This window comes from Arthrobacter sp. SO5 (assembly GCF_020532805.1).
Taxonomy (GTDB): Bacteria; Actinomycetota; Actinomycetes; order Actinomycetales; family Micrococcaceae; genus Arthrobacter.
Genome location: NZ_MQTQ01000068.1, coordinates 91,906 through 112,283, shown reverse-complemented (window position 1 = coordinate 112,283; position 20,378 = coordinate 91,906). Strand labels below are relative to the sequence as shown.

General features: G+C 67.2%; 20 protein-coding genes and 1 pseudogene. 10 read left to right on the top strand and 11 right to left on the bottom strand.

What is annotated here, in order from left to right; all coding sequences use genetic code 11:
- Window positions 1-107: 107 nt before the first annotated feature.
- The 3 genes from BJG92_RS13170 to BJG92_RS13160 all read right to left on the bottom strand — a co-directional run bounded on the left by BJG92_RS13170 (window position 108) and on the right by BJG92_RS13160 (window position 2,890).
- Window positions 108-536, bottom strand: coding sequence for a DUF3151 domain-containing protein (locus BJG92_RS13170; protein ID WP_232084448.1), 429 nt, complete (start codon window positions 534-536; stop codon window positions 108-110).
- Window positions 537-538: 2 nt separating this feature from the next.
- Window positions 539-1,558, bottom strand: a complete 1,020-nt coding sequence (gene fbaA / locus BJG92_RS13165) for a class II fructose-bisphosphate aldolase (RefSeq protein ID WP_232084447.1) — start codon at window positions 1,556-1,558, stop codon at window positions 539-541.
- Between the two features lie 633 nt (window positions 1,559-2,191).
- Entirely contained in the window at window positions 2,192-2,890 is a 699-nt protein-coding gene (locus BJG92_RS13160; RefSeq protein ID WP_374199797.1) for a TrmH family RNA methyltransferase, read from the bottom strand.
- 54 nt (window positions 2,891-2,944) lie between these two features.
- On the opposite strand from BJG92_RS13160, the gene BJG92_RS13155 reads away from it, so the two are divergent.
- Window positions 2,945-3,799 (top strand): HAD-IIA family hydrolase, encoded by an 855-nt coding sequence (locus BJG92_RS13155; protein ID WP_232084446.1) that lies wholly within the window; start codon window positions 2,945-2,947, stop codon window positions 3,797-3,799.
- A 32-nt stretch (window positions 3,800-3,831) separates the two neighbouring features.
- Here BJG92_RS13155 and BJG92_RS13150 read toward each other — a convergent pair whose 3' ends face one another.
- The 5 genes from BJG92_RS13150 to BJG92_RS13130 form a co-directional block, all read right to left on the bottom strand.
- Window positions 3,832-4,872 (bottom strand): thioesterase domain-containing protein, encoded by a 1,041-nt coding sequence (locus tag BJG92_RS13150; protein WP_374199796.1) that lies wholly within the window; start codon window positions 4,870-4,872, stop codon window positions 3,832-3,834.
- Between the two features lie 94 nt (window positions 4,873-4,966).
- Window positions 4,967-5,518, bottom strand: coding sequence for a hypothetical protein (locus BJG92_RS13145; protein ID WP_232084445.1), 552 nt, complete (start codon window positions 5,516-5,518; stop codon window positions 4,967-4,969).
- A 107-nt stretch (window positions 5,519-5,625) separates the two neighbouring features.
- Complete coding sequence (locus tag BJG92_RS13140) at window positions 5,626-6,399, bottom strand: GAF and ANTAR domain-containing protein (protein WP_232084444.1); 774 nt, start codon at window positions 6,397-6,399, stop codon at window positions 5,626-5,628.
- Window positions 6,400-6,491: 92 nt separating this feature from the next.
- The gene (gene pyrE / locus BJG92_RS13135) at window positions 6,492-7,076 is read right to left on the bottom strand and encodes an orotate phosphoribosyltransferase (RefSeq protein WP_232084443.1); all 585 of its coding nucleotides are present in this window, start codon (window positions 7,074-7,076) and stop codon (window positions 6,492-6,494) included.
- An 84-nt stretch (window positions 7,077-7,160) separates the two neighbouring features.
- On the bottom strand, window positions 7,161-8,411 hold the full coding sequence (locus BJG92_RS13130) for an FAD-dependent oxidoreductase (RefSeq protein ID WP_232084442.1): 1,251 nt from the start codon (window positions 8,409-8,411) through the stop codon (window positions 7,161-7,163).
- A gap of 204 nt (window positions 8,412-8,615) precedes the next feature.
- Between BJG92_RS13130 and nadE the strand changes: the two genes are divergently transcribed.
- Entirely contained in the window at window positions 8,616-9,437 is an 822-nt protein-coding gene (gene nadE, locus BJG92_RS13125; RefSeq protein WP_232084441.1) for an ammonia-dependent NAD(+) synthetase, read from the top strand.
- Window positions 9,438-9,498: 61 nt separating this feature from the next.
- Here the strand turns inward: nadE and BJG92_RS13120 are convergent, their stop codons facing one another.
- A complete protein-coding gene (locus BJG92_RS13120) occupies window positions 9,499-10,272 on the bottom strand; it encodes an IclR family transcriptional regulator (RefSeq protein ID WP_232084440.1) in 774 nt (257 codons plus the stop codon).
- Window positions 10,273-10,471: 199 nt separating this feature from the next.
- Here BJG92_RS13120 and BJG92_RS13115 point away from each other — a divergent pair, with 199 nt between their 5' ends.
- From BJG92_RS13115 to BJG92_RS13085, 7 genes are all read left to right on the top strand, one after another.
- Window positions 10,472-11,209 carry a CoA transferase subunit A gene (locus BJG92_RS13115; protein WP_232084439.1) on the top strand — a complete coding sequence of 246 codons (738 nt, stop codon included), beginning with the start codon at window positions 10,472-10,474 and terminating at the stop codon, window positions 11,207-11,209.
- 32 nt (window positions 11,210-11,241) lie between these two features.
- Window positions 11,242-11,922 (top strand): 3-oxoacid CoA-transferase subunit B, encoded by a 681-nt coding sequence (locus BJG92_RS13110; RefSeq protein ID WP_232084438.1) that lies wholly within the window; start codon window positions 11,242-11,244, stop codon window positions 11,920-11,922.
- Complete coding sequence (locus tag BJG92_RS13105; RefSeq protein WP_232084437.1) at window positions 11,919-13,130, top strand: acetyl-CoA acetyltransferase; 1,212 nt, start codon at window positions 11,919-11,921, stop codon at window positions 13,128-13,130. Before BJG92_RS13110 ends, BJG92_RS13105 begins: the two co-directional genes overlap by 4 nt.
- Window positions 13,131-13,272: 142 nt before the next feature.
- The gene (locus tag BJG92_RS13100; protein WP_232084436.1) at window positions 13,273-14,328 is read left to right on the top strand and encodes a zinc-dependent alcohol dehydrogenase family protein; all 1,056 of its coding nucleotides are present in this window, start codon (window positions 13,273-13,275) and stop codon (window positions 14,326-14,328) included.
- Between the two features lie 87 nt (window positions 14,329-14,415).
- Window positions 14,416-15,780, top strand: a complete 1,365-nt coding sequence (locus BJG92_RS13095) for a DUF2252 domain-containing protein (protein ID WP_232084435.1) — start codon at window positions 14,416-14,418, stop codon at window positions 15,778-15,780.
- A 44-nt stretch (window positions 15,781-15,824) separates the two neighbouring features.
- Window positions 15,825-16,952, top strand: a complete 1,128-nt coding sequence (locus BJG92_RS13090) for an alpha/beta hydrolase (RefSeq protein ID WP_232084434.1) — start codon at window positions 15,825-15,827, stop codon at window positions 16,950-16,952.
- Between the two features lie 59 nt (window positions 16,953-17,011).
- Entirely contained in the window at window positions 17,012-17,950 is a 939-nt protein-coding gene (locus BJG92_RS13085; RefSeq protein WP_232084433.1) for an alpha/beta fold hydrolase, read from the top strand.
- On the opposite strand, the gene BJG92_RS13080 is transcribed toward BJG92_RS13085, so the two are convergent.
- Window positions 17,935-18,690, bottom strand: coding sequence for a glycosyltransferase family A protein (locus BJG92_RS13080; RefSeq protein ID WP_232084432.1), 756 nt, complete (start codon window positions 18,688-18,690; stop codon window positions 17,935-17,937). The genes BJG92_RS13085 and BJG92_RS13080 overlap by 16 nt on opposite strands.
- Window positions 18,691-18,848: 158 nt before the next feature.
- Here BJG92_RS13080 and BJG92_RS13075 point away from each other — a divergent pair, with 158 nt between their 5' ends.
- On the top strand, window positions 18,849-19,052 hold the full coding sequence (locus BJG92_RS13075) for a cold-shock protein (RefSeq protein WP_013599688.1): 204 nt from the start codon (window positions 18,849-18,851) through the stop codon (window positions 19,050-19,052).
- A 136-nt stretch (window positions 19,053-19,188) separates the two neighbouring features.
- Here the strand turns inward: BJG92_RS13075 and BJG92_RS13070 are convergent.
- Window positions 19,189-20,361: pseudogene (locus BJG92_RS13070) on the bottom strand (amino acid transporter); the annotation flags it as partial.
- Window positions 20,362-20,378 lie beyond the last annotated feature (17 nt).

Genomic DNA, 20,378 nt, shown 5'->3' with positions numbered 1-20,378 from the left:
GCGCCACCTTTTGGTGAGCGCCCGCCGTCGTCGTTTATCCCCAACGCGGGGTCACTTACGGCCCATCCACCCTGGTGGAACGGGCCGTGAGTGACCCCGCGTTGCTGTCAGCGTCTCTCGGTTTCGATGGCTGCCTTGGCGGTGGGGTCGGAGTCGTTCAGGAACTTCTCAATCCGCGCCGGCTCCTCGGCCTCGCCGATCGCGGCGGATGCGCGGCCCAGCGAGTACAGTGCGCGCAGGAAGCCGCGGTTGGGCTCGTGCCCCCACGGGATAGGCCCGACGCCGCGCCAGCCGTTGCGGCGCAGCGAATCCAGGCCGCGGTGGTAGCCGACGCGGGAGTAGGCGTAGGAATCGATTGTCCGGCCCTCGGTCCACGCTTCCTCGGCCAGCACGGCCCAGAGCAGCGAGGACGTGGGGTGCTGCTCCACCAGGTCCAGGGCTTCCTGACCCGCATCCAGAGCGGCGTAAACCTCGGTTTCGGCAGGCAGGAGCGTGGGCTCGGGGCCCATCAGGTTCTTGCGGAACTCGTCGGACATGCCTAGAACGTCTTGCCGGTCGAGCCGAGCTGCTGGGCTGCCTCAACGACGCGGGCCGCCAGGCCTGCCTCGGCGGAGGCGCCCCAAACGCGGGGGTCATAGAGCTTCTTGTTGCCGACCTCGCCGTCGACCTTCAGCACGCCGTCGTAGTTGCGCAGCATGTGGTCCGCGACGGGGCGCGTGAAGGCGTACTGGGTGTCGGTGTCGATGTTCATCTTGATCACGCCGTAGGAAACGGCGTCGGCGATTTCCTTCTCGGAGGAGCCGGATCCGCCGTGGAAGACGAGGTCGAAGGGGCTGGCTTTGCCGATCTTAGCGCCCACCTGCTCCTGGATGTCCTTGAGGATCTCCGGGCGCAGCTTGACGCCGCCCGGCTTGTACACGCCGTGCACGTTGCCGAAGGTCAGGGCCGTGATGTAGCGGCCGTTCTCGCCGGAGCCGAGTGCGTCGATGGTGGCCAGGGCGTCCTCGACCGTGGTGTAGAGCTTGTCATTGATGGCGTTCTCGACGCCGTCTTCCTCGCCGCCCACGGTGCCGATCTCGACCTCAAGGATCATCTTGGCGGCCGCGGTGCGCTCCAGCAGTTCGCGGGCGATGCGCAGGTTCTCGGTGAGGGTTTCGGCGGAGCCGTCCCACATGTGCGAGTTGAACAGCGGGTTGCGGCCTGCCTTGACCTCGGCTTCGGAGGCGGCGAGCAGCGGGAGCACAAAGCCGTCAAGCTTGTCCTTGGGGCAGTGGTCCGTGTGCAGGGCGATGTTGACGCCATAGCTCTTGGCGACCTCGCGGGCGAACGCGGCGAAGCCCAGGGAGCCGGCCACCATGTCCTTGACGGAGGCGCCGGACCAGTAAGCAGCGCCGCCGGTGGAAACCTGGACGATCCCGTCGGACTCGGCCTCGGCGAACCCGCGGAGGGCGGCGTTCAGGGTCTGGGAGGACGTGACGTTGACTGCCGGGAATGCGAAGCCGCCCGTCTTTGCGCGGTCGATCATCTCGGAGTAGATCTCTGGGGTTGCAATGGGCATGCTGACTCCTAAAGTGAATTTCGTCTGCGGGCTGGTGGACCCTGGAGTGAACCTCGTCGGCTAGGAACCATCCTAGCCATTCCCGCGCCGGGGCAGTGTTTCCGGTCACCGGGGCCTTAATACTCGCTTCCGGGGTGCCGGCAAGTCCGTCGTCGGGCCACAGAACGGGAGAACCGTGGTCACCCCAGGGGTCCGCACCCCAGACCACGTGGTTGAGCACCTGTTCAGGCAGCCCGGCCCGGACCAGCGCCAGGCGGAGCCGCGTTTCGGGCGGCGTCGGGCCGCAGACCAGGGAATCGCCGGCAATGACAAGGTCGTCGGCGCTGAGGACCGCGGCCAGGTCCAGCCAGGACCGCGCGGGCGAGGTGAGCCGGGCGCCGTCGAGCTCCACTACTTCATCCGGACGGAGTGCCAGCTTGTGCCCCACGACGTTGACCCGTCGGGGCCTGCTGTGGCCCCGGCGTCGGGCCAGGTGGATGCGCCAGTCCTCCTCAAGCCAGCCGGGCAGGGGTGCGTTCCAGAGGCGCGCGGCAGATCCGAGGCTCAGGATGGACTCCTCGTCGGGGTCGGTGGGGAAACACTGCCGTGAAGTGCCCCCTCGCGCGGGCTCCGGGCGTCCCTAGCCCTAAGCCCCTACCCCGGGAGTTGGTTGAAGACGTGCCGGCGGATCCAGGCGTGCATCGCAATGGCTGCGGCGGAGGCGGCGTTGATGGAGCGCGTGGAGCCGAACTGTTCGATCGACAAGGTGTCCACGGCGGCCTCGTGGACCTCGGGGGTCAGTCCGGGCCCCTCCTGCCCGAACACCAACACGCAGTCGCGGGGCAGTTCATAGGTTTCCAGCGGAACGGAGTCGGGGAAGATGTCAATCCCGATGATGGCCAGCCCCTCCCCCTGCGCCCACGCCACGAAGTCGGCCACGGTGGGGTGGTGGCGGATGTGCTGGTACCGGTCCGTGACCATGGCCCCGCGGCGGTTCCAGCGGCGTCGTCCGATGATGTGGACTTCCTTGGCGAGGAACGCGTTGGCCGTGCGCACGACGGTGCCGATGTTCATGTCGTGCTGCCAGTTTTCGATGGCGATGTGGAAGTTGTGGCGCTTGGCGTCCAGGTCCGCCACGATCGCCTCGTGCTTCCAGTAGCGGTAGCTGTCCACCACGTTGCGGCGGTCACCGTCCGCCAGGAGATCCGGATCCCAATGCCCGCCCTGGGGCAGCTCGCCTTCCCAGGGGCCGACGCCGACCTCCGGTTTGGGTTCAGCCCCGGTCTCCGTCCCGGCCGCGTTGTCGGCCGGTGGTTCGGCGGGGGCTTCGCGGGGGGTCTCGGGTTCAGTCACGCCTCAACATTAGACTGGGACACAGGTAGCGGCACACTTACGGCGGAGGACACCATGGATGACCAGCGCGAAGACCACGGAAGCGATTCAGACGACGTACCTGCACGGGCGTCGGTATACCGCAGCGGCCAGGACATAGAGTGCTGGCTGACCGACATGGACGGCGTGCTGGTGCACGAGAACCAGCCCATCCCGGGCGCCGCGGAACTCATCCAGCGCTGGGTGGACACCTCCCGGCGGTTCCTCGTCCTGACCAACAACTCGATCTACACTCCCCGGGACCTGGCTGCGCGGCTGAAGAGTTCCGGCCTGGAGATTCCGGAGGAAAACATCTGGACCTCGGCGCTGGCGACGGCCCAGTTCCTCAAGGACCAGGTGCGCGGCTCGGAGTCCGGCAACCGGGCCTACACTATCGGTGAAGCAGGACTCACGACGGCGCTCCACGAGGCCGGTTTCATCCTCACCGATCAGGACCCGGACTTTGTGGTGCTCGGCGAAACCCGCACCTACTCCTTCGAGGCCATCACCATGGCAATCCGGCTGATCCTGGGCGGTGCGCGGTTCATCGCCACCAACCCGGACGCCACCGGCCCCTCGAAGGACGGTCCGATGCCGGCCACCGGCGCCATCGCCGCGCTCATCTCCAAGGCGACCGGCCGGGAGCCGTACATTGTGGGCAAGCCCAACCCGATGATGTTCCGCTCGGCCATGAACCAGATCGACGCGCACTCCGAAACCACGGCCATGATCGGCGACCGCATGGATACGGACATCATCGCCGGCATGGAGGCCGGGCTGCACACCGTCCTCGTCCTCAGCGGCATCACCCACCGGGACGACATCGCCGCTTTCCCGTTCCGGCCGAACCAGGTCCTGAACTCCGTCGCGGACCTGAAGAACCAGATCTAGCCCGCAACGGCCGGCCGGGAAAGGCGCAGGCGCTAGAACGCGGTCCTCTTCCCGCCACCGGAGGGCAGCGGGAAGAGCTCGTCCTGCAGCTCCTCGATGAGGGGCCGGTAGACGAACGGGCTCCATCCCGGGCTGGCGTGAGCCGGGCGGGCGCCGAATGTCCGCAGCGAGTCGGAGGCCATGTTGTCCTTGAAGATGAACCCCCAGGCATCCCGCGCCGACTCGTAGTCCACGGTGGCGTCCCGCGGGTTGCCGATGAACGCCATCCGGGTTCCGCCGAGCTTTCCGGCGAATCGGCGCGGATCGAAGTGGTAGATGTAGGCGGACTCGGACTGGATCAGCACGCTCGAGGGCGCAATCGGCGAGAGCTGCTCCAGCGTCTGGTCCAGGACCTGCCCCCAGCTCCGTTCGTTCTTGTGCAGCATCCGCTCGCCGAGCTCGTACCCGCCGCGCAGCACCGTGGGGAAGCGGAAGCCGTTTTCGTAGAGGAACACCACCCCCTCGAACCAGCTCGGGTCCAGGACGTCATACCTGCTGCTGGGGCTGGAATCGAGCAGGACGAACGCCACCTCTATGCCGTGCAGCTCCCGGAGCCGGGCGGCCACCTGCGTTGCCACCATGCCGCCGAAGCTGTGGCCGTAAAAGTACAGGGTGCTGAGCTTCCGGGCCCGGGTGTACTCCACGACGGCGATGACGATCTTGTCGATGTCCAGGCCCACATTGGAATAGCCGACGGCGGCGAGCTGGCCGCGTTTGTTGAGTGCCCCTCGCAGCGCATTCAGAATCCACTGCCCTTCCTCCCAGCCTGTCTTGTAGCCGGGAAACAGGAACCAGCTGGCCTGGGGGAAGTACTTGTCCGCGGTGTCATCCGGCACCCGGAGTATTTTGTTGACCCGGCGCTCGGCCTGCACCCTGCGGGTGAAGAGCATGTCCCCCGCCAGCACGGAAGCCGAGCCCGCGCCGATCAGGAAACCGCGCCGTGAGAACCTCCTGAGCCCTGCGGCATGATGGAGCATGCGGGCCGGGTCTTCACGGGACCCGCCCACCTCATCTGCTTCCGTCTCACGCGGCACTCCTCTACCGTAGTCACCGCGGAACGCGGAACAGAACGACGCCGGATAACAGCTCAGCCACAGTCCCGTGTACGAACGCGGCGGCCCACCTTTCCTAAGCGCGTTCCGGCTGCGGTCCCTCTGAGCGGCGGCTGATTTCGAGGCCGATTTCGTCATAGCTGGCCAGGAGTTCCGAGCGTGCCATAACCGCGGGGTTGTCCAGCAGGCCGAACGCTGAGTCACTCGCGGCCAGCAGTTCGTCGTCGGAGAAGCGGCTCAGGGGACGGGTTTTGCTGGAATCGATGGACGCCGTGAAGTCGCCCGAGACGTCCAGGTTCTGCAGCACGGCGGCAGGGTGGAAGCTGTGCGGGTTCAGCTCAAGGGAGACACCGCTTCCGGCCGGCAGGCCACCGGCGACCTCGGCCTGCGCCGCACCGCCGTCGATCATATTGAGGTCGTTGCGCAGTCCGGCCAGGGCCAAAGATTCAACGAAAGCCGCGCGGCCGAGGTCAACAGTGATGTGGGAAGTGATGCCCATCCGGCGGACGCGCTGGATGAGCCGCATCAGGGAGGTTCGGGAGGCCTGCGTGAGGCTCCCCCGGACGTCGATCCTGACAACATCTGCGTCGATGTCGAGTTTGACGTGGGCTTGCAGTGACTGGTCCATAGGTACTCCAAAAAAGGGTGTCTATGGCCGACGGCTCAACCTCACCCAGCGTAACGGCAACATCCGAGAGGCACAAGTCATATGCCGCCCCCGGATCAGCAGCCGGTTCAGACCGCTTCTTTGTGCCCGGGTTCCTGGAAATGCGTCCGCGTGGCCGCGCCGCCCACCGACTGGACCAGCGAGGCGGCGATGTCGCGCAGTTTCACGTTGCCGTTGCTGGATGCGTCCGTAAGGATCCTGACGGCCGATTCCTGGTTGCAGCGGTTCTGGGCCATGACGATCCCGATCGCCATGTCGATCACTGTGCGTGATTCGAGCGTCGCGCGCAGGTTCGTGGCGCTGTCCGTGTGCAGGGAGAAGCGGACGGCGAGCCGCAGCGCCTGCGAGATTTGCCGGGTGTAGCCGCGGGCGCGGGCGGCCACGTCGCCGTCGAACTTGTGCGGCACATCCGAGTACAGGTTTAGGGCGGCCTGCGCGTCGCCCTGAAGGTGGAACGGCACGGACAGCACCGAACGCAGCCCGTGCGAAGCAACGGCGTTGGCATAGTCGGGGCCCCAGCGGTCCTCGTCAAAGAGGTCCGGGACGTACACTTCGCGTTCCTCCTTGGCTGCGGTCAGGCAGGGGCCCTGGGACAAGGAGTACTGGATTTCGTCCACTTCGCGGGCGGAGTCGCTGCTCCAGCCGATCGTGGCGGCCTTGCGGTCCCGCAGCAGCGTGATGCCGCACAGGGCGTCGTCGCCGGCACCGGCCACCTGATGCGCGGAGAAACGCGCGAGCTCATTGAGGAATTCCTCAAAATCGGCGCTGTCCAGGATGAGGTTCTGGATCTGGTCGACGGTGCTGAGGGGTTTACTTCCGAGGAATTCTTCGGGAAGGAGCATGGCGGATGGTCTCCGGGGGTCTGGTGGATATCTGAACATGATAAAACACGGCCAACCCACGGTCCACACACTTCCGCTGCAGGACGAATGGCCTAGCTGAGCCCGAGCTCGCCTTTTCCGAAGGCGAAGAGATAGGGAACGCCGGCCTCGGCCTCGATTTTTTCCTTGGCGCCGGTGTCACGGTCCACGATCACGGCGACGGCGACAACGTTGCCGCCTGCTTTGCGGACACCCTCGACGGCGGCCAGCGCGGAGCCGCCGGTGGTGGAGGTGTCCTCAAGGACGAGCACGCGGCGGCCCACGACCGAGGGGCCCTCCACCTGGCGGCCCATGCCGTAGGACTTCTGGGCCTTACGGACCACGAAAGCATCCACGGGGCGTCCGGCCTCGACGGCGGCATGCATCACGGCGGTACCCACCGGGTCGGCACCCATGGTGAGCCCGCCCGCGCACTCAAAGTCGATGCCGGCATCGGCCAGCAACGAGAGCATGACCTGTCCGACCAGCTTTGAGGCCTCATGGTGCAGCGTGATCCGGCGCAGGTCGATGTAGTAGTCGGCTTCGGCACCGCTGGAGAGAATGACCTTGCCGCGCACGACGGCCAGTTCCTTGATCAGTTCCAGCAGGCGGGCACGGGCGGCGGCAGCGTCGGCCGCGGGGTCACTGATGGCAGTCATGGGACCCAGTTTAGTGGCTGGCCGGTGCCTTATTCCCAGCCAGCCCGTCCGGGGCCCAGCTCCGGGACCTCGTCGGCGTCACCCTCAGCCCGGCCCTGAATGCTGGGGGGCGCGCCGTGCAAACGCCGGCGCGTGTTCCGGCCGTGGACCGAAGGCGATGAACCGCGGCAGCACGCGTCCGACTGCCGGGATATGCCCCGCCAGGAACAACAGGGCCGCCGGGGCCCCGGACCGTTTTCCCGTCATGATCGGTTCGAACAGCACCTTGTGCATCATCCGCTGGGCGGTCTGTACGACGACGGTGGGCAGCCGCCGCCGTCGTTGCACTTTCGCCAAATCGGCGCGGGGCACCCGGCCCCGGAGCAGCGCCGGGGCCAGCCCAGCAGCGGCGGCGACGGCGTCCTGGATGGCGAGGTTGATTCCGACCCCGCCGGCCGGGGACATCGCGTGCGCGGCGTCCCCGATGCAAAGCAGCCCGTTGATGTGCCATTCGCGCAGCCGGTCCAGCCGGACGTCCAGCCAGTGAAGATCCTCCAGCGAGACGATGGCGTCCACCCGGTCCGCGAGATCCGGGCGGAGGGCCGCTATCCGGCGTCGGAATCCCTCGACTCCCTCGGCCCGGATCCGCGCGCCCGCGGCTTTCGGCGCGAGGTAGGCCATCTGGAAGTAGTCGTTGCGGTACAGGGCCAGGAGGGCCTCGCCGCGGCCGAACGCCGGCACGATGCCGGCCACCGCTCCCTGCTCGGAGGCATGGCGCGGCAGCCGGAACCACCAGGTGTCGAACGGCACCGGGTACTCCTTGGGGGCCAGGCCTGCCTCGCGGCGCAGGGTGGAATGGCGCCCGTCGGTGGCAATCACCACGTCCGCGCGGAGTTCGCCCCCGGCGCCGTCCGCGTTCACGTAGTGCACGCCGGTGACACGTCCGCCGTTGCGGACGAGGGCCTTGGCAGTGTGGTTCATGCGCAGCTCAAAGGAGGGTTCCTGGGCGGCGGCGGCAGCCAGGAAGTTCAGGAAGTCCCATTGGGGCATCATGGCCACGTAGTTGTAGGGGGCGGGCAGCGCATCGAAGTTGCCCATGGTCACGGGCGGGCCGCCGGGCACCGGGAAGGCGACGTTGGTCAGCCGGCTTTGCGGAAGCCGGCGGAATTCCTCGCCAAGGCCCAGCTCGTCGATCAGCCGGATCGTGGAGGCGTGGACGGTGTCGCCACGGAAGTCCCGGAAGAAATCCGCGTGCTTCTCCAGCACCGTCACCCGCACCCCGGCCCGCGCCAACAGCAGCCCCAGCATCATGCCGGCCGGGCCGCCGCCCACCACCACACACCCTGTCGTCTCCATGGCCCCACGGTACGCCTGCTAAGGGTCGCCGTGGGAGAGGTTTTTCGCGGCTGTTTCGGGCTGGCGCGGCGCGAAAAACCTTGCGCTACGGGAATCCGCGTAGCGCGCGGCGATGTGCGCAGCGGTCGTCAGGAAGCGCCGCGGCGGCGATGGTCCCGGTTCAACGGTTGAGCAAGGTTGACACCACTGACTAGGCTTAATGACATGCGCGAACTTCAGGCGAAGATCATCGAAGAAATGGGCGTGCAGCCCCGGATAGACGCCGCCGGGGAGGTGCGCAAACGCGTCACGTTCCTCAAGGACTACCTGAAGGCAACCCACACCAAGGGATTTGTCCTTGGAATCTCCGGCGGGCTGGACTCCTCCCTCGCCGGCCGGCTGGCCCAGCTTGCTGTCGACGAGCTGGCAGCTGAAGGGGTGGACGCCAACTTCGTCGCCGTCCGCCTGCCCTATGGAGTACAGCACGACGAGGACGACGCCCAGGCTGCCCTGGACTTCATCCAGGCCAAGACCGAGTGGACATTCAACATCTCCGCCGCAGTGGATGGCTTCGAGGACGAATTCGAGAAGACCGTGGGCAACGGAATCTCCGACTTCCACAAGGGCAACACCAAGGCCCGCACCCGCATGATCGCGCAGTACGCCCTCGCCGGCGAGCACAACTATCTGGTCATCGGCACTGACCACGGCGCGGAATCAGTCACCGGCTTCTTTACCAAGTTCGGCGACGGCGGCGCTGACATCCTGCCGCTGTTCGGACTGAACAAGCGCCAGAACCGCGCCGTGCTCGCCGAACTGGGCGCCCCGGCCCGGATCTGGGAAAAGGTCCCCACAGCCGACCTCCTAGACGGCCAGCCCGGCCGTACCGACGAGGACGAACTGGGCCTCAGCTACAACACGATCGACGACTACCTCGAGGGCCGCGATATCCCCGAAGCCGCAGCCGAGCTGATCGAACAGAAATACCTTCGGACCCGGCACAAGCGCACCGTCCCGGTCACCATCTTCGACACCTGGTGGAAGTAAGAGACTCAGCCAGCGCAGGTCCGGCCGGGCCGGCTGGGCTGGGCTGACCCGGCCGGAACGCCTACCGGACGCCCCCCAGGAGGGTGGAGATCCGGTGCGCCTCCTCCATCAGCACCCGTCCAAGTTGATCCCTGCGGTCTTCCCGGAAGCGCGGCTCGATGCCGGTCAGCGACAATGCCCAGGCCGGGCGGCCGCGCTGGTCGAAGACGGCTGCTCCCATCCCCCAGCTGCCTTCCAGGACCAGCCCCGGGTTCACGGAGTAGCCTGCCTGCCGGGTTGCCAGTAAGTTGGCGCGGACCAGGGCCTCGGTGTGGGCTCCTGCGAATTCGCCCGCATGGGTGGCCCATTCCGCCAGCAGCGCCTCCTGCTCGTCCGCCGGCAGGAACGCCATGATCGCGGTCCCGGCGGACGCGACGCCCAGCGGAAAGCGGACGCCCTCGTGCAGCACGAAGGACCGCACCGGGAAGCTGCCCTCCTCGCGCAGCAGGCACACCGTCTCGGCACCGCGGCGGATCGAGAAGAACGCGCTTTCGCCGGTTTCCTCGGCGAGCCGGCGGAGACTGGGCCTGGCGATGTCCTCGAGCGGGAAGCGCGCCGAGGCCACCGATCCCAGCAGCAGAATCTCCGGGCCCAGCACCCAGTTGCCGCCCGGTACCTGGTCCAGGAGCCCCTCCGCGGCAAGCGAGCTGAGCAGCCGGTGCACTGTGGGGCGGGTCAGCCCTGATTCGCGGACCAGCTCCATCAGGGCGGACCCCCCCGGTTTCCGCCCGACAATGCGCAGCAAGGAGGCGACTCGGCTGACGACCTGGGCGCCGCGGACCGGCGGTGAACTCATCTTTTATCCTCAAAATTCGAAAAACCTGCCCAATGTATCCACATTGTGGACGGACTCCAGCTTAGCGTCCACACTGTAAAAACGGCACTCTGGATACAAAAAGTATCCGTTGACAGGCTACTTTTTGGCACCGTAGGCTCCAACATCAGAGGAGCAGTCCACAAAGTGGATTGCGTCAACGGCTCAATGAGGAGATGCGATGTCAAAGCTGAAATCCGGAGCGGCCGCGGCGCTGCAGGACGTATTGCGGGACGGCATGACGCTCGCCGTAGGCGGCTTTGGCCTGAGCGGCATCCCGGCTGACCTGATCGAGGCCGTGCGCGATTCGGGCGTCAAGGACCTCACGGTGGTGTCCAACAACATGGGCGTGGACGGCAAAGGTCTCGGCGTACTGATTGAAGCCGGCCAGGTCCGCAAGGTCATCGCCTCCTATGTGGGCGAGAACAAACTCTTCGCCGAGCAGTATCTTGCCGGCAAGCTGGAGGTGGAGTTCACCCCGCAGGGCACGCTTGCCGAGCGCCTCCGCGCGGGCGGCGCCGGCATCCCGGCCTTCTATACCAAGACCGGTGTCGGCACCCTCGTCGCCGAAGGCAAGCCGCTCGCGGAGTTCGACGGCGAGACATTCGTCCAGGAACGGGCCATCAAGGCCGACGTCGCCCTGGTCCACGCCCACACCGCGGACACCGACGGCAACCTGATCTACCGCTACACGGCGCAGAACTTTAACCCCGTCGTGGCTACTGCCGGCCTCGTGACCGTGGCGGAGGCCGAGGTGATCGTCGCACCCGGCGCCCTCGACCCCAACCACATCACCACCCCCGGCGTCTTTGTCCAGCGCCTCGTGCAGGCCAGCAGCCGGGTCAAGGACATCGAACAGCGGACTGTACGCCCCCGGCCGGACACGGTCGGCGCCACTGCCGCCGTCGTCTCCGCCTGAACTGCACCTAAAGACTTCTGAGGAGAATCATCATGGCTTGGACCCGGAATGAAATGGCTGCCATCGCGGCCGAAGAACTCAGCGACGGCGACTACGTCAACCTCGGCATCGGCATCCCCACGCTGGTCGCCAACAACCTGCGCGAGGGCGTCCGCGTCGTCCTGCAGAGCGAGAACGGACTGCTTGGCATGGGCCCCTTCCCCTATGCGGGCGAGGAAGACGCCGACCTCATCAACGCCGGCAAGCAGACCGTCACGGTCCTGCCCGGCGGCAGCATCTTCGACTCCGCCACCTCCTTCGGCATGATCCGCGGCGGGCACGTCAAGGTCGCCATCCTCGGCGCCATGCAGGTCTCCGGCGCCGGCGACCTCGCCAACTGGACTATCCCCGGCAAGATGGTCAAGGGCATGGGCGGCGCCATGGACCTCGTGGCCGGCACGCCGCGCGTGGTGGTCCTGACCGAGCACAACGCCAAGGACGGCACCGCCAAAATCGTCACGGAATGCACCCTGCCGCTCACCGGCCTGAGCTGCGTGGACCGGATCATCAGCGACCTCGCGGTGTTTGACCTGGTGAAGCATGAACAAGAACCAGGCGGCGTACGGCGGCTGACGCTGACCCGCCTTGCGCCGGGCGTCACCGTCGAGGAAATCCGCGAAAAAACCGAAGCCGAATTCGACGTCGCGCTGGAGCTCGAAGGAGCCACGGCATGAGCCTGAAAGAACAGTTCGGCAAGGATGTCTTGCTCACCGGCTGGGGCCACAGCCGCTTCGGCAAGCTCACCGACGAGACCCTCGAATCCCTGATCGTGCAGGTTGCCAGCGAGGCGATCGGCAACGCCGGCATCGAGCCGGGCCAGATCGACGAGATCTATCTGGGCCAGTTCAACTCCGGGATGATGCCGCTGGCCTTCCCGTCCTCACTCGCGCTGCAGGTCTCGGACCAGCTCGCCAACGTCCCGTCCACCCGGGTCGAGAACGCCTGCGCTTCCGGTTCCGCGGCCTTCCAGCAGGGCACCAAGTCGCTGCTGGCCGGCACCGCGAAGACCGTACTGGTGATCGGCGCAGAAAAGATGACCCAGGCCGGCGCGGACGTCGTGGGCGCGGCCCTGCTCGGCGCCGACTACGACACGGCCGGCAAAGCCTCCAGCACCGGGTTCACCGGCCTGTTCGCCGAGGTCGCCAAGCACTACGAGAAGCGCTACGGCGCTGGCACAGGGAAGACTGGCGCAGGGAACCTCTCGGATGTCCTGGGCACCATCGCGGCGAAGAATCACCGCAACGGCGTGGACAACCCCTATGCCCAGCTCCGCAAGGACCTCGGCGAGGAGTTCTGCCAGACGGTCTCGGACAAGAACCCCATGGTGGCCGATCCGCTGCGCCGCACCGACTGCTCACCCGTGTCCGACGGCGCCGCCGCCGTCGTGCTCAGCGTCTCCCCCACGGGAGGGGCCACGGCCCCGGTCCGGCTCGCCGGCTTCGGCCAGGCGAACGATTTCTTCCCCGCCGCGCGCCGCGACCCCACCGCCTTCGCCGCGACCCGCGCCTCCTGGCAGCGCGCGCTGGGAATGGCCGGCGTCGGGCTGGAGGACCTGGACTTCGCCGAGGTGCACGACTGCTTCACCATCGCCGAACTGCTGATGTACGAGGCCATGGGACTGACCGAACCCGGCCAGGGTGCCCGTGCCCTCGAGGAAGGCTGGGTCTTCAAGGACGGCAAGCTGCCCGTCAACGTCTCCGGCGGACTCAAGGCCAAGGGCCACCCGGTCGGTGCCACCGGAGTATCCCAGCACGTCATCGCGGCAATGCAGCTCACCGGCACGGCGGGCGACATGCAGCTCGGCAACGCACGCCGGGCCGCCGTGCAGAACATGGGCGGGGTGGGCATCGCGAACTACGTCAGCGTGCTCGAGGCCGTCTAAGGCAACGCGGGGTCAGGTACGGCCCATGCCGGGGGTCCTAATGGGCCAGATCTGACCCCGCGTTGCTTTTCCTCGCATACGTGGCCGGCATGCCACGGGACTAAACTTGCGTACAAGCCCACGCACAACTTGAGGAGCCCCCATGCGCGCCACCATCATCCACGGCCCCGGCGACATCCGGGTCGAAGACCGAGGCTACCCCACGGTCCAGTTGCCCACGGACGTCGTCGTGAAAGTCACCGCCTCCTGCGTCTGCGGCTCGGATCTGTGGCCCTACCGTGGCGTCAAGCCCACACACGAACCGTCAGCGATCGGACACGAGTTCATCGGGACGGTTGAGAGCATCGGCGACGGCGTCACGACCCTCGCCGTGGGCGACTTCGTGATCGCGCCCTTCGTAGTCAGCTGCGGCGAGTGCCCCCAGTGCCTGGACGGCGTCACCGTGGCCTGCGATCACCTGGCGGGCTGGGGCGGCAAGGATGACACCGGCTTGGGCATCGACGGCGGGCAGGGCCAGGCGGTCCGTGTGCCGCTCGCCGAGTCCACCTTGGTCAAGGTCCCCGGCGTCACCGATCCGGACGACGCCCTGCGCGCCAGCCTGCTCACACTCTCCGACGTGATGGCCACCGGACACCACGCCGCCCTGGCCGCGAAGGTGGGCCCTGGCCGGACAGTGGTTGTGGTCGGCGACGGCGCCGTCGGGCTCTGCGGCGTGCTCGCCGCCAAGCGCCTCGGGGCCGAGCGGATCATCGCCATGTCCCGGCACGCCGACCGGCAGGCGATCGCCCGCGAATTCGGGGCCACCGACATCGTCGCCGAACGTGGGGACGACGGCGTGGCCAAGGTCCGCGAACTGCTCGGCGGCGTGCTGGCAGACTCCGTGCTGGAGTGCGTGGGAACCAAGGAATCGATGGAGCAGGCCCTGCACAGCGTCCGCCCGGGCGGCGCCCTCGGCTTTGTCGGCGTCCCCACAGGCGGCGCGGAGGCCCCGCTGCGGTTCCTGTTCGACACGAACATCTCGATCGCCGGCGGCATGGCCCCGGCCAGGACCTACATCCCCGAGTTGCTCGCGGACGTGCTCGCCGGAACCATTAATCCGGGCCGGGTCTTCGACGTCGTGATGCCGCTGAAGGAAGCCCCGGAGGCCTACCGCGCCATGGACGAACGGCGCGCCATCAAGGTCCTGCTGACTCCCTGAGCGGACCCGGCCGGGGCCGGCCGGCCCTGATCGTCCGGGTCAACGCGGCCTGTTGCGGAACCGGGTGGGAGCGTCCAGAATGACCTCATGCCTGCCGAGTCCTCGCCCGCTCCGGACCGCGACGAGCGGCAGTTGAGCCGTGCGGATGCGTACGCCCGCGGTCGCCAACTGCGCAAGACCACGCCGCGCAGTGCCCTGGCCGATCGGAGCACGGCACCGCGTGACGCCGTCGCCCACATCCGCGAACAGAACGAAGACCGCGATCAGGATCTGGTGCCCCTGCGCATGGAGCGCATGCTCGAGAACCCCTTCGCGTTCTACCGGGGGACGGCCGGGCTGATGGCCATGGACCTCGCCCGCGACCCGCACTCGGGAATCATCGTCGCGGCATGCGGCGACGCGCACATCAGCAACTTCGGCTTCTATGCCTCACCGGAACGCAAACTCGTCTTCGACCTCAACGACTTCGACGAGGCCGGCGCGGCCCCGTGGGACTGGGACCTCAAACGGCTCGTCACGAGCGTGGTGGTCGGCGGAATTCACGCCGAGTACACCGAACGCGAGGTGCGAAAAGCAGCACAACGCACCGTCAGGGCTTACCGCGGCGCACTGAGAACGATGCTGGAACGAAACCCGTACGAGCGCTTCTACATGCATAGCAACCTCAAATTCGCCCGCAGCCTTCTGAGCCCGGATGCCCGGAAGGTGCTGCACCACGCGATCAGCGCGGCCACGAAGCGCACCGGCCAGCGGGCCGTGCGCCGCACCACGCGGCTGGACGACGACGGCCGCCTGCGTTTCGTGGAACGTCCGCCGGAAATGACGACTGCGCCCGTGCAGAACACCGACGTGGTACCGCGCCTGTTCGCCGAATATCGCCGCACGGTCAGTCTCGACGTCCGCACCGTCCTGGCCCAGTACACCCCCACCGATCTGGCCCGCCGCGTGGTCGGCGTCGGCAGCGTCGGAACCCGCTGCTTCCTGCAGTTGCTGCAGTCCCCCGATGGGGATCCGCTGCTGCTCCAGGTGAAAGAGGCCGGGCAGTCAGTGCTGCAGCGCTACGGCGGCATCGCGCAGCCGGGCAGCAGCGCGCAGGCTGTGGCAGAGCATGGTCAGGGTAACCGCGTGGTCCAGCTCCAACGGGTGCTGCAGGCCGTGTCGGATCCTTTCCTCGGCCACCTGCAGAACGGCGGACGCGACTACTACGTGCGCCAGTTCCATGACATGAAAGGATCGATCGACCTCGCGGGGCTCGACTTCGTCCCGTTCTTCGACTACGTCCGCACGTGCGCGCTGCTGCTCGCACGCGCCCACGCGCAAAGCCCCGCCGCAGGCCAGATCCTCGGCTACCTGGGTAAATCGGATGACGGCACCGAGGCTGTTGTCGACTGGTCGTTCAGCTATGCCCGGCAATCCTTGCTGGACTATGAGGCCCTTCGCGCTGCGCCATGACCGGCCCACAGCTCTAGCACAGTTGTGCCAGATAGAATGGGACCATGACCTCAGCGGCTTACCAGCCAATGCACCACGAGTTGCCGGTTCAACAGCCGCACCAGCCCGGGGGCACTTCCGCCCTGGCCCGGAGGGCGAGGAACGTCCTGCGCCGGGTTCCGGTGTGGACCTGGCGGTTGCTGATGCACTCGGTGAAGGCCAGCGAGAACGCACGCTTCAACGTCGACCCGATTACCGGCGTCGAATACTTCCACGACATTGATTTCGTGGGCGACGGGATCCGGGCGCACCGCCTCGACGTCATCACCCCGCATCCTTCCGAGGGCACCTCAGCCGCCGAATCCGGCCCGGCAGGACCGCTGCCGGTCTACGTGTACTTCCACGGCGGCGGCTGGACGTCCGGGGACAAGTCCTCGCTGACCAAGTACTGCGCGAGCCAGGCCCAGGGCGGCATGGTGGTGGTCAACGTGAACTACCGGAAGGCGCCGCGATTCCAGATGGCCCACGTTCTGGCGGACGCCAACGCCGCACTCGCCTGGGTCCGGCAAAACGTCGCCGGCTACGGGGGCGACGGATCACGGATCGTGCTCGGCGGCGACTCCGCCGGCGGCCAGATCGCGGCGCTACTGACCGCGGCCAGCTTCCGGCCGGAACTGGCACGGCACCACGGCTTGACGCCGGCTGTGCCGGCGTCGGATTTCAAGGGCCTGGTCCAGCACTGCAGTGTGGTGGACTTCTCCGTCTTCTTCGACAAGGGCTTCGTGCTGAGCCTGAACTTCATCCGCATGCTGCTGCCCGTCCGCCGCACCGGCGGCGGGAGCCGCGGCATCGGCGGGGGTTTGCGCCCCGGCTTTCGCGGCTGGTTTGGCGCCGGCTTTGCCGGCCCAGGCAGGCTGGAAGCCCTCCGCAGGGGCGCAGGCTTTCTCTCACCCATCGAATGGCTGGATTCGCGCTTCCCGCCGGTCTTCGTGACTACTTCGGAGCGCGACTACTTTTACGCCGCCAACATGAACTTCATTGCCCGGCTGCGCGAACACTCCGTCCCGGTGGACAGCCTCATCTACGGCTGGGCAAGCGCCAACACCGAACACACCTGGCAACAGAACTTCCGCTACCCGGAATCGCAGGAAGTGTACCGCCGGATCCATGCTTTCGTGCGCAAGGTGGCCTGAGCGCCGCCACTCCGGCCGGATCCGGCCCGGCCGCACCCGTTCAGGGCTATGTTTAGTCCATGGTGGCTGCTGACGGCGACGCGCAGGACGATCGGGACCCCGAGGGCTTCGGATCGGCGCTGGTTGACGAAGCCGCCCGCCGGGACGCCGCCCTGAACGACGTCGACTGGGCCGCCGTGCCTGCCGGCGCCACGCGGGGCACGTTCGATGCCCCCAGCGGACCACTGGCCACCCTGTCCATGGGCACCCCCGGCAACCCCAGGGTGCTGCTGATCCCCGGGGCAACCGGGTCCAAGGAAGATTTTGTCCTCATGCTGCCCGAGCTCGCAGCGGCCGGCTACTCAGTCCTCAGCTGCGACATCGCCGGCCAGTACGAGTCGGCGGCCGCCGGGCCGGAGAACCTCGTTCCGCCCCGGGCGCACTACGACTACGAGCTGTTCAGCAACGACCTGGTCGCGATGCTCGACGCCGAGGAGGGGCCCGCGCATGTGGTCGGCTACTCCTTCGCCGCGATCGTGGCGCAACTGGCTTTCTCCCGGCGGCCGGAGAAGTTCAGCAGCCTGACGCTGATCAGCTGCCCCCCGGAGCCTGGCCACAGTTTCCGGGGAATCAGCAAGATCGGCAGGTTGAGTACGTGCGTCAACGGCCGCGTCGGCGCCGCACTGATGATCTGGGGCATCCGCTGCAACGTCATCGGGGTTGACCGGAACCGCATGCGTTTTGTGAACTCGAGGTTCCGTTTCACCCGCCGGGCCTCCGTGCGCGACATTCTCGGGCTCATGCAACACGCACCCGATCTCAGGGCGGCGCTGGCCGCCGCATCGCTGCCGAAGTTCGTTGCCGTCGGCGAACATGACCTCTGGCCGCTCGCGTTGCACCGGGCCTTCGCGCAGTCGATCGGCGCCCGGATTGCGGTGTACCGGGGCGGCCACAGCCCGAGCGAGACGTCCCCGTACCAGATGAGCCGTGACCTGATCGCGCTCTACGCGGCCGTCTGACGCGGGTGTTGCCGTTCCCATCGCCGCCGGCGCCGCCGACGCCGTCCGGGCCGCTCCTTGGCGAACTCGACGCCGAAGGTGGTCCACGCCATCAAAAGCCGGTGGCCGACGGACTGCCAGCCCTCGAACGGCCGGGCCGAGACGCCTACCCGCAAGGTGGGCTCCAGGATCACCGTCACCTCGGGCGGGATCTGGTAGGAGATGTCGAGGTCATCATGGACCGGCGGCAGGCCGCGGCTGACTTTGCCGCGGATCCGCGCCCAGACCCCGGAGCGCAGGGCAAAGTTCGAGCCGAACAGCGGGGGATGCCCCAGCAGCCAACCGATGGCCCAAAAATACCCGGCGATATAGACGTTCCGGCCCAACCAGCGGGCGAAGCGGTTCCCGCCATAAAAATCCCCCGGGCCTGTTACGGCCGACAGCGGACCGGCCCCGTCAAGGATCGCCGCGACGCGCTCCAGCCAGTCCGCGGGCGGGACCGAGTCTGTGTCCAGCCGGGCAAGCAACTCGCACCGCGCTTCATCGAAACCGTGCGCCGTCGAGGCGGCGATCCCCGGGAGGTCGACGGCGATCCGCCGCACCCCCGCGGCGGTGCAGACCGCCGCCGTGTTATCCGAGCTTCCGTTGTCCACGACGATGATTTCATCGGCGGGGCGGGTCTGGCGGGCAAGCGCGGACAGACAAACCGAGAGCAGCTCGGCGTCGTTCCGGGTGGGGATAACCACAGAGATTGTTGTCATGGTGCCCTTACTATTGCCGGCGAACGTGAAGAAATCCCCCCGTCGGCCTCTTGCACCATGGCCCCCGGACCCGTACGTTGGGGGACAGCGGACGAATGTCTCCGCAGCCGTTGGCCTTAGGGCCGCCGGAGATCAGCAGCATTTCAGAAGGATATGGCATGGCTACAGGCACAGTTAAATGGTTCAACGCCGAAAAGGGTTTTGGCTTCATCGCCCCGGATGACGGGTCGGCCGACGTTTTCGCCCACTATTCGGCAATCGCCAGCAGCGGCTACCGCTCCCTGGACGAGAACCAGAAGGTCGAGTTCGACGTCACCCAGGGTCCGAAGGGCCCGCAGGCTGAGAACATCCGCCCGCTCTAAGTACACCGGATAGCAGCCCCGGCCAGCCGGCCGGGACCGTTTCCCCCAAGACCACAAACGCCCCGCTCGAGGATTCCTCGGGAGGGGCGTTTGTTGTGGGGGCCGGATCCGCAGCCGCGTTCTTCAGCCGCGGTGTTCAGCCGACGTGGACCCAGGGCCGCCGCGCGACGTCGGGTTCTGCCTCGCGCAGCACCTCACGGGTGACCGGGGCGATCTCGCCTTCCCCGAAGGCCAGGAAGCGCAGCAGGTTTGTCACGGGGTTGCCCTCCGTCCAGCGGAAGTAGATGTGCGGCATCAGCCCGGTCACGTCGCGGATATGCAGCAGGACCGAGGCGATGGTGTTCGGCACCACGGGACCATGCACCTCCAGGATCCGGTAGCCGTGCCGGGTGATACCGCGGACCTCCAGTTCGGTTTCGAAGTCCGAGGAATCGTCCACCACCACTTCGAGGAACAAAGCCTGGTAGTCCACCGGCAGGTGGCTGACCTCAACGGCCGATGTCAGTTTGTCCCCGTACGCCCCAGCACTCAGCCGGAGAGGTTCGTGGGCGATGATCGCGATGGGTCCGGTTTCGTTGGCGGCCAGGAATTCCAGTGCAGGGGTGTCCATCCGCACGCGCGTGGCGTGGAGCTCGAAGGAGCGCCGGATGCGCGAGAGCAGGGAGATGACGATGATCCCGAGGATGAACAGCGCGGCGATCCGGATGCCTTCGGGCCGCTCGAAGATGTTCGCCACCGTGGTGTAGACGAAGACGACGGCGATTGTCCCGAACCCGACGCTGCGCTTGCGTTGCCTCTTGCTCCGCGCGGAGAACGTTACGGCGATCGCCGCGGACGTCATGAGGACCAGGACGCCGGTGGCATAGGCGCCGCCCTGGGCGTCGACGTCGGCATCGAACAGCCAGGTGATCAGGAACCCCACGAGGGTGAACACCAGGACCAGCGGTCGGACAGCACGGGCCCATTCCGGGGCCATGCCGTACCGGGGCAGATAGCGGGGAACGAGGTTCAGGAGCCCGGCCATGGCTGAGGCGCCAGCAAACCACAGGATGGCAATGGTGCTGAGGTCATAGACGGTGCCGAAGCCTGCGCCCAGGTATTCGTGTGCGAGGAAGGCCAGGGCACGCCCGTTCGCCTGGCCGCCCGGCTGGAATTCCTGTTCAGGAATGAGCACCACGGTGGTGAAGCTCGTGGTGACAAGGAAGGCACTCATGATGACGGCGGCCGTGGTCAGCAGGCGGCGTGCGCCCTCGATCCGGCCCGCGGGGTCCGAATCCGTGTCCGACTCGTGGCCGCGGATCTGCGGCATGCAGGGTGGTCATGGCG